This window comes from Rheinheimera pacifica (genome assembly GCF_900108485.1).
Taxonomy (GTDB): domain Bacteria; phylum Pseudomonadota; class Gammaproteobacteria; order Enterobacterales; family Alteromonadaceae; genus Alishewanella; species Alishewanella pacifica.
In genome coordinates this window covers 17241-35015 of record NZ_FNXF01000014.1, presented here as the reverse complement: position 1 = coordinate 35015, position 17775 = coordinate 17241, and the positions used below count along the sequence as shown (strand labels likewise).

General features: G+C 45.6%; 3 protein-coding genes. All 3 read left to right on the top strand.

Translation table 11 applies throughout. The features are described from left to right. Nucleotides 1-48 precede the first annotated feature (48 nt). The 3 genes from BLW68_RS15695 to BLW68_RS15685 all read left to right on the top strand — a co-directional run bounded on the left by BLW68_RS15695 (nucleotide 49) and on the right by BLW68_RS15685 (nucleotide 17767). Entirely contained in the window at nucleotides 49-1770 is a 1722-nt protein-coding gene (locus BLW68_RS15695; protein ID WP_092795423.1) for a cyclic peptide export ABC transporter, read from the top strand. Nucleotides 1771-1841: 71 nt separating this feature from the next. Then, complete coding sequence (locus BLW68_RS15690; RefSeq protein ID WP_092795421.1) at nucleotides 1842-8447, top strand: type I polyketide synthase; 6606 nt, start codon at nucleotides 1842-1844, stop codon at nucleotides 8445-8447. Next, nucleotides 8444-17767 carry a non-ribosomal peptide synthetase gene (locus BLW68_RS15685; RefSeq protein ID WP_092795419.1) on the top strand — a complete coding sequence of 3108 codons (9324 nt, stop codon included), beginning with the start codon at nucleotides 8444-8446 and terminating at the stop codon, nucleotides 17765-17767. The genes BLW68_RS15690 and BLW68_RS15685 overlap by 4 nt, the downstream gene beginning before the upstream one ends. Nucleotides 17768-17775 lie beyond the last annotated feature (8 nt).

Below are 17775 nucleotides of genomic sequence, written 5' to 3'. Positions count from 1 at the left end.
AAAAACACCCTCCGTTTTTCTGATTTCACAATAAGGAAGTAGCGGCAAATGAAGTTGTTCGATGTGTTTGTGAAAGAGTCAGCAAATAAGGTTTTTATTGGCCTGGTGACAGGAGTTATAACCGGTATAACCTTTTCTTTGTTGATACCATTGGTCCTGATAGCCCTGGATGCTCCAGACGCAGAACTTCAGGAAGTCGTTCCTGAAACCATCAACTGGTTGAGGCTTGAAGTGACTAATCCAGTGCTGGCGGTAGTCTTTTTCGCTACCTGTACATTCATTATTGTTCTTAAAACCTTCTCTCAGTCCCTGATGGCTAGTGTTGCCCTGAACGCGGCTTCTAACTTGCGACTTAGCATCTACCGCAGAATCAACAGCGCACCTATAGCGCAAATTGAATCAGTTGGTCAGTCCAAACTTGTGTCGATTGTTACAGGCGATATACCCAGAATTATTGCTGGCGTTTCTGCCATTCCCGATCTGATTATCAGTTTGATGTCGGTGCTAGGGGTACTCGCTTTTATGGCGTTCATCAGCTTTGAAACATTCTTATTTATACTGGCGACGATCTTTTTCGGGTTGGTTACCTACCAGGTGCCATTGATTATAGGTCAACGCCATTACGCTAGAGCCAGACCAATTTACGATAAACTTCACGAGTCAATTCGCGGCATCATCTTTGGTGCAAAAGAGCTGAAGCTCAACGAAGAAAAACGCGAAACTTTTTACAAGGAAGACCTTGAATCTCTGGAGCTGCAAATCCGCAAAAAAGAGAAATCAGGTTTTATTTTGATGCAGGGAGCCAATAATTATGGCGATCTGATAAGTTTTCTGGCGGTTGGAGTGGTGACTTTTATCATCAGCAACTACATCACATTGAGTCATGCTCAGCTGGTTGGTGTGGTGATGGCGCTCATCTATATGATTAGTCCAATCCATTCCATTTTACAGTGTTTACCCTTGATCTCAGTTGGCAATGTTTCGATGGGACGCCTCAACTGGTTGTTGAGTAATCTTCAGGAAGAGACACTACAATCAACCCAAGAAAAAGCGCCTGAGTGGCAAAAAATACATTTAAAAAATGTATGCTATGACTACAATCTGGGCGCCAAAGGCAAGGATAAGTTCCAGCTTGGGCCGGTCAATCTAACCTTGTCTAAGGGTGAAGTGACCTTTATCGTTGGCGGCAATGGCTCCGGTAAATCCACCCTGTCAAAGATGATAACACAGCATTATTTGCCATCAGCTGGTGCAATCTATTTCGATAATGTTCCGGTTGATGATGCCAACCGTGCAAGCTATCGACACACAATTACTTCAATTTATTCAGACTACTACCTGTTTAATCGCATTCTTGGTTACAAGGATTCTGAAGTAGACACAATTGTGTCTGATTATCTCTTGGAGTTGGGGCTGGCTGAAAAAGTTACTGTACAAAACGGCCACTTCTCTACCATCTCATTATCTGATGGTCAGAAACGTCGCCTTGCTTTGCTTGTCGCACTATTAGAAGACCGCGAACTTTATGTTTTTGATGAGTGGGCGGCAGATCAGGATCCGAGCTTCAAAGACACCTTTTATAAACACTACTTACCTCAGTTGAGAGACCAGGGTAAAGCGGTTGTTGTAATCACACACGACGACCGATATTTCGATCTGGCAGACAAAGTTGTTTGGATGGAGTCCGGTAACGTGTCGCGTATATCAATGTCCGATGTAATTAAAACCGACAAATATCGTTCTGAAGACGAAAAACTGGGAACCGCATAGAGGCCCGCAAGCATTATGTACTGCTCTGCCATCGAGCTGAGTAAAAAGATAGAGTAAAGGAAGATTCAGTTATGACATACAGCAAATCTGATGGCTCGTCGCACGGCACTTTGATTAGTGTACTTCAAAAGCACGTTGCCCAACAAGGCGATAAAATCGTCTACACATTTTTAGATGCCGCACAAGACACTAAAGCTACCCTTACTTACCGACAACTTCGCGATGAGGCACAAGAGCTGGCTCTGCATTTGTTGACGAGAGTAAAAAAAGGCGATCGAGCCTTACTATTGTTCGAAAACGGCGCAGAGCTAATTGTAGCGTTTTTTGCGTGTTTAATGTCGGGCATCGTTGCAGTACCGGCTTATCCACCGCGCAAAAATCGTAATATGGAAAGGTTGAAAAACGTGGTAATCGATGCGGATGCGTCACTGATTTTGACTTCCGCTAAAATTGCTGTGATTTCGGAGTCTCAACTTCAGGCAGATGAGGTATTAAAACATATTGCCGTATTGGTGACGGATAACCTACCCGCAGCCTCACAAGCCCCTAAATTACCAGAAATTCTACCAACCGATTTGGCCTTTCTACAGTATTCTTCTGGCTCAACTGGCGCGCCAAAGGGCGTCATGATCAGTCATGACAATATCGTTCAAAACCAATTACGTATTACCGCAGCCTTTGAACATGATCAGAATTCTAAGGTAGTGAGCTGGCTGCCTTATTTCCATGATATGGGCCTTATCGGCGGTATCTTACAGCCCTTGTTTGTAGGCTTTCCTGTGTATTTGATGTCACCAACCTGGTTTCTACAAAAACCAATACGTTGGCTAAAAGCTATTTCAGATTTTGGAGGAACAACATCTGGTGGACCTAACTTTGCGTGGAAGCTGTGCGTAGACAAGATTACTGATGAAGAGCTTGAAGGGATAGATCTGAGCAATTGGCGAGTTGCGTTTAATGGCTCCGAACCGATCAACGCGCAAACACTGAATGAGTTTACCAAGAGATTTGCACCATACGGCTTCAAATCTAATGCACATTTACCTTGTTATGGAATGGCCGAGGCCACACTGATGATCACAACGGTTAATTGCAAAGATGAACCCACCGTTTTCGAAGCAGAAAAGATCAAGCTTTCAGAAAATATAGCAACGCCAGCTAAATCGAACGAAGAATCTTATTCTCTGGTGTCTTCAGGACATACCTGGTTTGATGACCAACTTATTATAGTAGATCCTGAAATGCGTGAGCAGAAGGCCGAAGGTCAGGTGGGCGAAATCTGGCTGCGCTCGCCGTGTGTTGGTCAGGGTTACTGGAAAAAAGACGAGCTAAACGAAGAAATCTTTAACGCCAAAATAGCCAGCACCGGGGAGGGGCCCTATCTCAGAACTGGAGACCTTGGCTTTGTTCAGGGTAGGGACGTTTTTATCACTGGCAGACAAAAAGACCTGATTATCATAAGAGGTCGTAACTACTATCCTCAGGATATTGAGTATACTGTTTTTAACAGTGTACCTGCATTCTCAGAACACTGTGCCGCCGCGTTCACTGTGCCCACCAAAGACGGTGAAGGTATCGTTGTGGTGCAAGAAGTCAAACGCACCGAGCTCAAAAATATCAATGCCAGCGAGGCAATACATGCCTGTTCTCAATCAGTGGCAGAGGAAATGGAGCTACCTCTGCACGACATCGTGCTGGTGAAACCTGCTACAGTCGCGAAGACGTCCAGCGGCAAAATTCAACGAGCTGTAAATCGCCAAATGTATTTGGACGGCCAGTTCGAACGTGTCGCTTCCATGCTAGAACTTACTGAAAAGTCTGCAATTGCGAACAATGAAAATTCACAACAATTAAGCGAATCAATACCTGCTATCAATGTTGACGCTGACAAGTTGATTCAATGGATTTGTGACAATATTGCCGAAGCCCTGGACAAGTCTGCGAGTCAAATCGATATTGATTCAAACTTCTTTTCTTTGGGTCTGAACTCTGCTGTATCTGTGTCTTTTATGGCTGAACTAAGTGAGCGTATTAATCGCGAATTATCTCCCATTCTGATTTATGACTATCCCACTATCCGCAAACTAGTGGACTATATACTTTGCAGCTCAGAAAACCAGCAACAACAAAGCAAAAGCATTGTTGTTGACAGGGATATCGCCATTATCGGAATGTCTTGTCGTTTACCGGGTTCCGACGAGCCGGAAGAATTTTGGAAAAACCTATTAGACGGGCTCTGCCATGTTAGTGCCTATCCACAATCACGCGCCTATGGCGCTGACGTAGATAGTGCAGTGTATTCTGGAGGGTTTTTGGATGATATAGAACATTTTGACAACGAATTTTTCTCTATCACAGGCAAAGAAGCACCTCTAATCGATCCGCAACATCGCCTAATTTTAGAATTGAGTGAAGAGGTTATGCGTCATGCAGGTTATCACCCGTCTGAACTGAAAGGCAGAGATATTGGTGTGTTCGTGGGGATCGGTCAGAACGATTATATGCTTATGGGGCTGGCATCGGAAGAGCATCACAATCCTTATTCAGGTGCGGGTACCGCAATGTGTATGGCTGCCAACCGCGTGTCTTATTTTTATGACTTTACAGGCCCCAGTATGGCTATTGATACCGCCTGCTCTGCCGCTCTGGTTGCTGTTCATGAAGCGGTGAAAAGTATTCGAACTGGCGAGTGTGAGTCCGCTCTGGTGGGAGCGGTCAAACTCATAATGTTCAGCCAAGCGCACACCATTCTGAGAAATGCTCAAATGCTTTCGCCTGATGGACATTGTTTCTCATTCGACGATAAAGCCAATGGTTACGTACGCGGAGAAGGCGCCGGAATGGTGATGTTGAAGCCCCTAAACAAAGCCCGCGCTGACGGTGATAACGTGCTTGCGATTATCAAAGGTACTGCGAGCAACCAGGATGGAAAGAGCAACGGTATTTCAGCGCCTAACGGCCTGGCTCAGCAACGGGTTATCCACAAAGCGTTAAAAGATGGCAATATCCTGCCAGAGCAGGTGGATTTTGTAGAGGCGCATGGAACAGGAACTGCGCTTGGAGATCCTATCGAAGTCGGCGCCCTGTCTAATATTTATGGTATCGGGCGCGAAAAGACTAACTCCTTGTTGATTGGTTCTGTGAAAGCGAATGTTGGTCACCTAGAACATGCGGCTGGCATGGTTGGTTTATTGAAGGCAGTACAGTGTTTACGCCACGAACAAGTACCCTCACAAATTAATTTTAATACCCCTAACAGGCACATTCCATGGAATAACATTGCTATCAAGGTGCCTGTAGAGCAAACCAAACTTAATAGTACCGCAAGTCGCCCATTACACGTTGGGGTCAGCTCCTTCGGGTTTGGCGGCAGCAATTCCCATATAGTGTTGAAGCAGGGAGACAAAATTCAAGTGCCTGAGCGCACTGAATCAGTTGAAACCAGCCCGCATTTACTGGCATTGAGTGCTCGTCAGGCCGCAGCAATAAAGCCCATGCTGGCGAACTACGCAGAGCATTTAAATAAATGGCAACATCTGCCGTTTGAGCAACTTTGCTGGAGACTCAACCAGGGACAGAGTAACGACACTTATCGCGTTGCATTAGTGGCAAATAGCGTTAGCAAAATGATAAGCAAGCTAAATAGCCACAAGGTTGAAAACAAAGGACAGGAAGAAGCCAGCTTGGCTTTTATGTTCACTGGGCAGGGCAGCCAATACCATGCAATGGCAATCGAGTTACTGGACAGCCAACCCGTATTTAAAAAGGCAATGGAACGTTGCGACCAACTCTTTTCTGGTTATCTGGCGCATTCTCTGATGGATGTGATTTATACAGATTCACTGGATGGCGAGTTACTCAACCAGACGGCTTACACGCAACCTGCCATATTTGCCATTGAATATGCACTGTCACAACTGTGGTCATCCTGGGGGGTCGCTCCCGCTCTGGTTATGGGCCACAGTATTGGCGAATTTGCTGCTGCTGTTGTAGCTGGAGTAATGAGTCTTGACGATGCCGTCAAATTGGTGGCTGAACGAGGCAGACTTATTCAGAGCTTGCCAGTGGGAAGTTCAATGCTTGCGGTCAGAGCGGTGCGAGCAGACGTAGCCGAGTTACTGACTGAAGAAGTTAACTCTGTGAATTTTGCCGCCATTAATGGCCCGGAAGCATTGGTGTTGTCCGGACTTACTGAGCATCTGAAAATCGTTAAAGCGCAACTGGATCAACAAGGAATTGCATCTACTTTACTCAATGTATCCCATGCATTTCATTCCAAACTGATGCAACCAATCCTCGAAGAGTTTCGTTGTTTGGTGGCCAGCGTTACTCTGCAAAAACCTAAGATCCCATTTGTATCATGTGTGACTGGAGAGCTGGAGACAGCGCAGTTTACACGCGCTGATTATTGGGTGAATCACATTGAACAGCCTGTGTTGTTTGAAGCTGCATTACAAACAGCGCTGGGGCAGGGAGCCAACACTTTACTGGAGATTGGTCCATCAGCAGTACTGGCTAAAATTGCTCGCTCACAGACAAAAGACTCTGAAGCGCAATGTCACTGGTCTCTCGACAAAGGGCTGAGCGCATCTGAGCACATTTTGCACGCTCTTGCCTGGGTGTACATGCAAGGTACACATGTGCGTTGGGATAAAGTCAACCCTTGTGTTGAAGCACCTCGACTGCCACTGCCTAATTATCCATTTCAGAGAAAGCGTTTCTGGATCACCCTGGATCCTAATTTAAGCGGCAACAGCGAGAGTGCAGGCAGGGTAGCAACAATAACCGCCGGCACAGCCGCTGACCACTTATATCGGGTTGAGTGGCGGGATCTACAAAATAGTATAGCGCAAAGAGAGAGTAAGAAACCTCGCAACTGGTTGATGGTTACTGATAAACACAACGCGGAAAATATGGAACTGGCCGGTCAGTTGAAAGCCGCTATCGAAAAAGAAGGTATGGCTTGCGCTACAATAGAACTCGCTGATGCTTATCGCATTCACAGTACCAAGCACTATCAGGTAAACGGCCTTGAAGCGGCTGATTTCAAAAAGGCTTTGACGGCACTGACTTTAAACTGGGGTCAACCTCAAGCGTTAATAGACTGCTCCAGCGTTGGAGCCAATATTGATGAAGACACTTGTATTGATGCGATGTACGACAGGCTTGTGCCCGGTTGTTATTCGTCTTTAACTCTGATTCAGGGGTTGATGCAGGCTCACCTAGACGGTGACTTAGAGAGCCTTCCTCGCTATTTCATGGTAACGCAGCAGGCTCAATTATTTGCTCCAGACCAGCCTGCTATGGGTATCGTGCACAGCACTTCCTGGGGGCTGAGCAAAGTTGTCGCTCAGGAATATCCGGAATTGCGTTGCAAAAATATTGATTTGCAGGCTAACGAAGCAAAAACGCTGCAGGCACAGCGAATCATTCATGAAGTCTGCTCTGACGATATGGAAACTCAGGTAGCTTATCTAAACGGAGAGCGCAAGGTGGCTCGCCTGACAAAAGTGGTTAAATCCGAGTTGGCTTCCCGCAAACCGCGCTTCAACGCCAACAGACAGTACCTTATTACCGGTGGCCTGGGCGCGCTGGCACTGAAAACTGCAAGATGGATGTTAGAGCGTGGTGCCAAACACATCACTTTAATGGCGCGCAGACAACCCAGTGCAGACGAGAAAAATAGTATCAACAAAATGAACCTGACAGGAGCCTCGGTGCAGGTTGCCATTGGTGATGTTAGCATTGAGGCTGATGTAAAAAGCATCATCGACAGAATCCAACAGTCGGCCAACCCTCTGGTAGGCATTGTTCACACTGCGGGTGTTCTGGATGACAAGAGTGTGCAGAATCAAACCACTGAATCGTTTGCCAGGGTTATGTCACCTAAAGTCAGAGGTGCATGGCACTTGCACAAAGCCTGCCATGCTATTGAACTTGAATTTTTTGTCATGCTTTCTTCTGCCGCCTCCTTGTTTGGTTCTCCAGGCCAGGCCAACTATGCGGCCGCAAACTCCTTCCTGGACGGGCTGGCTAACTATCGTCACTCGAAAGGACTACCAGCGCTGGCATTACAGCTGGGTATGGTGGATGAGATTGGTATGGCTGCGCAACCTGAGCGCGAAAAATCTCTAAACAATCAGGAAATCCGTCGCATTACCCCTGCTGAATATCTGGAAGCACTGGAATTAAACCTAAGCAGTCAATACCCCCAGATTGGATTGGTACCTATAGATTGGGATAAATGGCAGTTATATGCCACTCAATGGATGTTTTTGGAAGACTTTAGTGATGCTGATGCCCAAAGCGCGTCGCAGGCGAATTCTTCGGTCATGCTGGATCCCGAGTTAGTGGCAGATATTAAGGCTGACAAAGCGGGTAAGGCGCAAAAGCTTATGGTGAAGTACTTACAGCAACTGATTGGCACGGTCAGTGAGACCGCGCCGAACATGGTGGAGACAACGGTTTCTCTCACGTCCCTTGGACTTGATTCTCTTCTGGTTGTGGAACTCCAGAAACAATTGAAAACTGATTTTGAATTAACAGTTCCGATTGCATTGATGTTTAAAAGTGAATCTCTGGAACAGTTATCAGGGGAGTTAATCAGACAGCTTCACGACATTTCAGAAGGTAAATCTGCAGAAGATGAAGAATTTTACGAGGAAGGCATGCTGTGAGTGTAGAAATATTCGTTCGTTCACTAGTTATTAAAGGCTGGAAATTTTGGTCCAAAGACGGGCAGCTTGCTTACAGAGCTGTTAAAAGTGATGACACCCCTAAAATTTTAGGTCAATTAAAAGATTACAAAAGCGAACTGCTAAGTATTTTACAGGCGCGACCTGAGATACTTGCGGTGGGACCGGTTTCCGACGCTCAACAGTCATATTGGTTCCAGTGGCAAACAAACCCTAACGACGCCAGTGTTATCCTTCCATACAGCGTGAGGCTGCGCTCTAAGGTGGATGTGAAAAAGGTACAACACGCTATTAATGCCGTGATGGCTCGCCATGAATCGCTGAGATCAATATTTATGTTTGAAAACGGCGAACTGATTCAGCAAACCCTGCCTCCTCAAGGCGCCATTGTGCCTTTTGAGCACATCTATGTGGAAAACCAAAGCGAAGCTCAGTTAATGGAGCGTATTTCGTTTGACTTAAAAGCAACGTTTCAACTGGACGAGAATCCTGCCCTAAGAATGAACCTTTATACCCTGAGTGACAGGGAACATGTGCTTACCTTATCCATTCATCACATCATCATTGATGGCTTGTCACACTCTATAGTATTGCAGGAGTTCATTGACAATTACGAAAACTTATGTAGGGGTAAGTCTGTCAATACAGCGCCGCTCGATGTTACTTTTAGTGATTTTGTGCACTGGCAAAAGCAGTTGATTGGCAGCAATAAGTGGCAGCAAATGGAGGAATATTGGACCGACAACCTCAAGGGTGCGCCTACTAGGTTAATGCTTCCTATACGAGATAAAAGCAAACCTCCTTGCGACGTCAGTCAGGCATGGGTATCTGTTGACTTAAGTGAAACTTTGTACACTCGTCTTAGTGCTTTCTCGAAGCAATCTGGCTACACAAAATATGCTATTTTGTTGTCCACATTCCAGGCTTTGATATACCACCACAGCGCTCAGGATGATTTACTGATTGGCTCTCCTTTGTTGGGCAGAACAAATCATAAATTCGCTGAGGTAGTCGGCTTCTTCCTCAATACCGTCGTGTTGCGCGCCAAAATGTCATCCGGGCAAACGTTCAGTGAGCTTTTGGCGCAAACTTCAAATACGACGCTTGGCGCAATAGATAACCAGGATTATCTATTTACCCATTTGCTGAAAACGCTGAATCCAGTACGTCACCCTGACAGCACCCCCTTCTTCCAGGCAATGTTTAATCTCAGTAAGTATTGGCAGTTCAATGAATCAAATCAAAAGCTTAGAGATAAGTCGGCCATGGACTCTGGACTTCTAATGGAGCCGTTGGATATCGGTGGTCAAGACGCCAATTTTGATTTGGTCATGCTATTTGAAGACAATAATAAGCAACTTATCGGCAAGTTTAAGTTCAATGCCGAAAAGTATGATAAAGACCTAATTGAAACCATGGGGAAGGATTATCTCATCATGCTGGATGAGGTAATGCGAGACCCGGATCAGGTAATCACTGAGCTTAATTTGACGGGGCAGTCGCTGGTCAAACAAGCGGAATCCGTTAGTGACGGTTACGCGCTATCTTCACAACAAACCAGGATTTGGCAGCACAAAGACCAGGTATTAAATCAAGATATATTGCTAGGTCTTGAGTTGCAGGGAGTCATCGACAAAGCTGTTTTAAAATCTGCTACTGAAACTGTGCTGGAACAGCATGAGATATTTAGTACACGATTTGCCAATCACCCTCTTTTCAAAAACTTACTGCAGACCATAGAGAATGAGAACCTGCGCTGGCGGCCCGGGAGCAAATGGGTAGACAAAGAAGGTAGCTTAACCGTTTCAGAGGCCTGGAAGCAGGCGCTTAACAATCAACCTAAATATGACAGTGCATTGCCACGTTATGAAATCTACCTGGGCATTGTCAACTGCAGCGACTACAGTCATTTATTACTCATCAGTGTGCCGCCAATGCTGATCGATGCCACTATAGCCTCTAATTTACCCGCTCAAATTCTGAAGGCCTACGAATTATTAAGTTCCAATAGCAGTGATATTGGAGAAAATCCTGTGCAATACATTGATATAGCAGAATGGGCATCGGAATTCTTCAGCTCAGATGATGCGAGGGACGGCAAAGCATTCTGGCAGCAACTTGAGTTGAGTAAAGATCAAATACAGCCGCTGTGTTTGGATAAGCTTGGTCTGGACATAATCCAGTTTGAACCGGCAGTTGCTGCCAGTCAAAAAATGGACACTCAGGTCTTGCGCCAACTCCTGCAAAGGTCTGATGGAGTGACACCGGAAGCATGGCTGTTTACGGCATGGCAGATTTATTTAAACCGCCTGGTGGAAAACGCTATTCATCTGATCGGTAAGCGTTTTGATGGTCGTCCTGACGATGATATTGCCACTGTCGTTGGACCGTTGGCACGTTTTTTACCTATCCCGTCTCATATTGAAAACGACCAGAATATCTGGCAAGTACTGGACGCAACAAATAGTTTCCTTGGCGAAGCAGAAACTTGGCAGGAGTGCTTTCAGTGGCCAAAAAGTGAAGAACATAGCAGTCGATTAAATGCTCTGCCTTATTTATTTGAATTTGATGAGAATGAAAGCCAATGGCAGAAATCCGGCTTCCATGCCAAATTGATGCCGTTTGCTGTCCATAGTGAACCGTTCAACCTGAAGCTGAGCTGTTCCTACGACTCACGCAACAACGCTCTTGATCTGACTTTGTTTTTTAATAGTAAGGCATTCGACGCATCAGTGGCTGAAGTGATGTTAGGCCAGTTTAGTCACGTACTTGCGCAAATGCTGAACAATCCAGAGCAGTCTGTGTTGCATCTGGAACTATTATCAAAGGAAGAAAAGCTACATACCAATGCGCAGTCCGACCAGACTGTCTCCTATGATATTAAGTTAATTCATCAGCGCATCAGAGAAGCCGCAGCTCAGTATGCCAATAAACCTGCAATTCGGTGTCAGGATGAACAATACACTTATTCGCAGCTCAACCAGATCACCGTGTTTTATGCTAACAAACTAGTAGAAGCAGGCGTGAAGCCCGGAGACTTTGTGGGTGTGTACGTGCGGCATAGTAATGAGTCAGTAGTTGCTATGCTGGCAATTTTGAACGCGGGAGCTATTTATGTGCCGTTGGATCCTGAATATCCGGCTGATAGATTGGCCTACATAATAGAAGATTGTGCCCTGAAAATTGTCTTAGTGGCAGCCGAAAATGATAATGTTGTTTTTTCTGATGGTGTCGAAACAATCACATTAAATGCCTCACAGGCACACCAGAAAGTTGCAAAAACTACACCGGTAGACTACCCATTGGTGGAGATTTCGAAGGACGATATCGCCTATCTTATTTATACCTCTGGATCTACTGGCCAGCCGAAAGGGACACTGGTCTCTCATGCTGCGTTGGCAGATCACTGTGCCAGTATTGCTTTGCGTTTTAATACGAAAGCTGACGATATTATGTTGTTGTTTGCTCCTCTTAACTTTGATCCGTCAATCGAACAAGTCCTAGTGCCGCTGATGGTGGGCGCTACAGTACACGTCAAAGAGCCAGGTTTGTGGCAGCCCTCGGAGATCGCGGAAAAAGTCAGAGACTATGGTCTGACGATTGTAAACTTCCCAACGGCATTCTGGCACCTATTAGTGGGAGAATGGCAACGTCAACTGGACCGTCAGGATATTGCTACCCTGAAAATGGTAATTGTAGGTGGTGATAAACTACAACCTGAGATTCTTAATCGTTGGTGGCGACTGGATATTAGTCAGGTGAGGTTGTTAAACGCATATGGTCCTACTGAGGCCACAATTACTACTACTACCGCTGACTTGTCCCACAAGAGAGAGCTTGATTACGGTCAGTTGACAATCGGGACACCTCTGAATAATAGAAAACTATACATTTTGGACGCTGCTGGTAAACGTCTGCCCGTAGGGGCTTTAGGAGAGCTATACATTGGCGGAAAAAGTTTGGCTAACGGCTACCTGAATCGCCCAGATTTGACTGAAAAAGTATTTTTAACAGATCCTTTTGACACGTGCGAAACCAGTAAATTGTACAGAACCGGAGACCGCGCATATTTTGATGACAACGGCGAGTTTTATTTCGTAGGTCGTCAGGATAGCCAGGTTAAGATTAGTGGTTATCGCATCGAGTTAATGGAAATCGAGCGCACCGTCTTACAGCTTGAAGCTGTACAAGATGCTGCAGTGATAGTGACACAGTCGTCTGAAGACGCCGACAACAAACAAATAGTAGTCTGCTTTGTTGCCCGAAGCTCTAACACCATGGCAACTAATATTTCAGAGTATCTCGCCAAAAAAATGCCTGTTTTCATGATGCCTCACGGTTATGTTCAGCTTGAACAAATGCCATTGAACCCATCAGGTAAAATCGACCGCAAGCAGCTTGCCAAAGTTGCCATAGATAAGCAGGCGACTCAGGATGCCCTGGATCCGCCAGCCAGCAAGACGGAAATCGCCTTGGCTGAAATCTGGCGAAGCATTCTCAATATTGAACAAATTAATCGTCAGGACAGTTTCACTCTACTTGGTGGTCATTCACTACTTTATCTGAAACTGTTGTCTATTATCGGCGAGCAGTTTGGTATCAACCTCAAACTTAAAGATGTGTTTGAAGCCAATGAACTGTCTAAGCTGGCAGAGCTAATCGACAACGGCATGGCTGGAGAAGATGAAACACTCCAACAGTTGCCACTTGTTCCCGCTGATCGTTCACAGCCATTGCCGCTTTCTTTTGCACAAGAATCTATGTGGTTACTGAGCCAACTAGGGCATGGTATGTCCTATCAAATGGCCGGCGTGATGAAATTTAGCAAGGCCCTGAATGTTGATTCGCTCAAGCAGTGTATGGCAGTGATTGCGAACAGACACGAAGTGCTGCGTACGCGATTTGTTCAGACAGAGCAGGGGGCTATTCAGGAAGTGGTGGATAGTGTCTGCATCCCGTTTGATATTGTTGAAAATACTAAGCCAGATGATCAACAGGCTATCTTGGATCACTGGAGACAATATGAAATGGATCTCACTCAGGCTCCTTTGATGCGAGTGATCTTGATCCGTAGTGAGTATGGAGGTGACCGTCTTGGCGTAAGCTTGCATCACATTATCAGTGATGGTTTATCTGTCGGGATTCTGCTAAGGGAAGTAGCCAGCTTATATGATGGTTTGGCCAAAGGTGAAACATTAGAATTACCCGCGCTAACCATACAATATCCTGATTTTGCTGCCTGGCAACGTAAAGCCTTTGATGAGTCGAGCTTCAAGGACGACTTGGAATACTGGAAGTTGAACCTGGCGGGGTATCAGAATATGGATGTTATGCCTCGTCAGAGTCGCCCGCAGGAACTATCCGGGGAAGGACGCAGAATAAGCCATACCTTTGCTCCCGAGCTTGATAAGCGTATTTCAGCATTGACCGGGCATCTGGGTATCAGTAAAGCATCGTTTCTAGTGACGGCAGTTCATTTGTTATTGAGCAGCTACTCACAAAATAAAGACTTTTGTATTGGCATGCCCACCGCGAACAGAAATCGAGCTGAGCTGGAAAGTATGGTGGGTATGTTAGTCAATATTTTAGTGGTGAGACTAGGTGAAATTGATTCTGACACCAGCACCCACCAATTGCTGAAGCACACAAATGATGTGATTAAAAACGGCATGGCACATCAAGAGATCCCATTTGAAAAACTTGTGGAATCCCTGAACCCAATTCGTGATGCAAGCCGCAATCCTCTGTTCCAGGTATTTTTCAGTTTCATGCAATTTGACAGCGTATTGGAATTTGCTGGCGAAGAAGTGGTATTTGAGTCAGCTCAGGGGAATCAGTCTCGCTTTGATTTGGCATTCGATTTTTTGGGGGGGATCAGAGGTCTGAATTTGGACCTTGAGTACAGCACTGAGTTGTTTACTGATAACTTTATTTCTCAGATGCTGGACAATCTGACATGGTTGCTGGAACAGTTGTCTACTATACGGAATACTGTTGTTCAAAGTCTTGAATTCCTCGCGCCTCAACAAGCACAGGAACAAATCCTATGGGGGCTTGGTGAAAAGCTTCCGGAAGTTAATCCGCAGGAATCGAACGTTATAGATCTAATACTCCAGCAGACCAAAATGCGACCGCATGCTCCCGCACTAACATGTGGTAATTGCTCGTTAAGCTACGGTGAATTCGCCAATAAAGTGGCAAAAATTGCTGCAAGGTTGACGTCTCATGGTGTTAAGGCTGGAGATTTTGTTGGGGTTTCGGTACGACGCGGGCTGTATACATCTTTAAATATGATCGCAGTGATGCGACTTGGTGCCGTTTATGTGCCGGTGGATCCTACGTTACCAGCAAAGCGAATCGACTACATTTTCAAAGATAGCAATACGGAAGTCGTGCTTACTGATGAGTACAGTATAGCTGCTTTGCAAAACGCAGTACCTCAAGGTGTGCAGTGGATACTACAAGATGGTCAACACGAAGATGCGATCAGTGTTTTAGATGTTGAGTATGAAAAACTTGATGCCGAAAAACCTGCCTATGTGATTTACACCTCTGGTTCGTCAGGTAAGCCTAAAGGCGTGATCATTAATCTGGCGTCGGTGACTCACTGTATACATGCCATGGCAAAATTAACCGGTTTCGGCAGTAAGGATAAAACCCTAGCTGTAGCCACAACAAGTTTTGATATCTCGGTGCTAGATTTACTTATGCCTCTTAGTGTTGGAGGAGAACTGCTTATCGCTGATGATGAGTCAGTAAAAGATCCCCAAGCGATGGCTAATTTGTTGGTTGAGCATAAAGTAACTTACATGCAAGCCACTCCTACCACTTTTGAAATGATGTTTAGCGTGGGTTGGACTAACCATACCAAAGTGCAACTGCTATCCATTGGAGAACCTGTAACTGCAAAATTGCAGAGAAGTTTTGAACAGCATAATTGTCGTGTATGGAATGGCTATGGGCCTACTGAAACCACTATTTATGCTACAGCAAAAGAGCTGGTGCCCGGTTGTCAGATCAGCATTGGTAGAGCCATTGGCAACTACAAAGTGTACATCCTCAATGAGCAGCTCAAGCCGGTACCGACAGGGGTGCCAGGGGAACTGCATATCGGTGGCCCGGCCGTTGGTCTTGGGTATCATAACAAGCCAGACCTCACCAACAAAGTATTTTTGGATAATCCATTTTCTGCGGGAGAGAAAATCTACAGAACTGGGGACCTTACGCGCTGGATTGAGCAAGATGGCGAAATGGAAATCGAATACATCAGCCGTATTGACCAGCAGGTTAAATTGCGCGGTTACCGCATAGAACTGGGTGAAATAGAAGCTGCTCTTGATAGTCAAAACTTGTTTGACAGTGTTGCTGTGGTGTTGAAAACGACACCCACCGGTGAACAGTTAGTCGCTTATGCACTGCCTAAGAAAGCACAGGATAAACCAGACAAAGCAGACATCAGAACACAACTTAGCGCGCTGCTACCTGGCTACATGGTGCCTAGCTATATTGAGTTCCTCGACGAGATGCCCATGACCGCAAGTAACAAGTTGGACAAAAAGCATCTCAAGAATCTGCCCGTTGTATTGGAGAGTTCTGCCAAGATCTCAGATGTTTCACCCGTCACAGAAAAAGAGAGAGAGCTACTGGCGATTTGGCAGCAGTTGTTCAGTTCACAACAAATTGCTGTAACTGACAACTTCTTTGCATTGGGTGGTCATTCGCTATTACTTATACAGCTGCAGAATCAGCTACAGAAGAAGTACGACGTCAATCTAACACTCGCATCCTTATTCAAGGCGCCGGTTCTGCGGCAAATGGCCGAAATGATTCAGCACGCGGCGGTGGATAGAGAATCGAGAATTAAGCCCGCGGAAACGCCTGAAAATGTTGGTTTGTCTTTTAACCAACAAGGCTTATGGCTGGTTGATAATATGGCTGGGGGCACCAGTGCGTACAACATCATTTGCAGTTTCAAACTTGAAGGGCATGTTAGACCTGATCTTTTACTGGTTGCCTGGCAGATGGTACAAAAACGCCAGCTTTCGTTGAGAACCTACTTCGAAATTGTCAAAGGCCAGGTTATCCAAAAAGTACGCGATGAGGTGTTGCAATCTCTGACTGTCACTGACCTGTCAAAAATAGAAAGTTTTAAACAACAAACGGTTATCAACACGTACGTAGACATAGAATTCAGCCATGTGTTTAACCTCAAGGAGGATACATTATTCCGTCTGAGGATGTTCAAATGCGACACAGCGGAATACATTGTTGTACTCAACTTACACCACATCACAATGGATGGTTGGTCTGTACGCTTGTTGCTGAATGAAATAATGGCTTGTTATGAATCCTTACTCAATGACAAGCCGCTGCAGTTGCCAACGCTACCAGTTTCCTATGCAGATTTCTCGCACTGGCAACGACAAGCAGTCAACGACAATCGATTCGCAGAACAATTTAAGTATTGGAAAGCGAAAATGGCTAATTGTCCTAAGCAATCGGCCTTGCCATTCGACAGTCCTTTTACTGAGAAAAACAACTTCAATGGTGTGGCACTGGATGCCAGCTTCACTGTGTCCGAGTTACAACCGCTTCAAGAACTTGCTTCCCGTTTAGACACAACACTTTTTACCGTGATGCTCAGTGGTTGGAATGTGCTTCTGTATCTGGAAACCGGTGAAACTGACATTCAAATTGGCACGGACGTAGCAAACCGGACTATGCCAGAAACGGAATCGGTGATCGGTTTATTCATGAATCAGGTACCGCTGCGCACTCAGGTGAAGCCATTTCAGTCTATTGAGCAACTTGTGAAGAGTGTGAGTCAAACCTGTATTGACGCTTTTGCTAATCAGGAGGTGCCGTTTGAACAACTGGTAAGCGCGCTGGGTATAGAGCGCCAAAATGGCGTGGCTCCACTGTTCCAGAGTAAGTTCTTTATGGATCACTTGGCAAATGACTTACTGGTGACGGAAAGCTTCAAAATTATTCCCATGGCTATTGAGCAGGAAGCTGCCAGGTTACCCCTCAACTTCTCGTTGACGGACACCGGAGAAGGTATCACAGGCAAGCTGGTATATGACACAAATCGGTTTAAACATACCACAGTGGAAAGGATGCTAACGCGTTATCACACATTATTAACTCAACTGACAAAAGCTCCGGCGATGTCTGTTCAGTCTATTTGTGACGAAGTGCTGGATGGAGAGCTGGAGCTGCAAGATCTGGCACGTCAGTCTTTGCGGGAAGCGAAGCTCAAGCCATTCAAGTCTAAACCTCGCAGAAGAAGCGAATTGAATTGAGGGCTGTG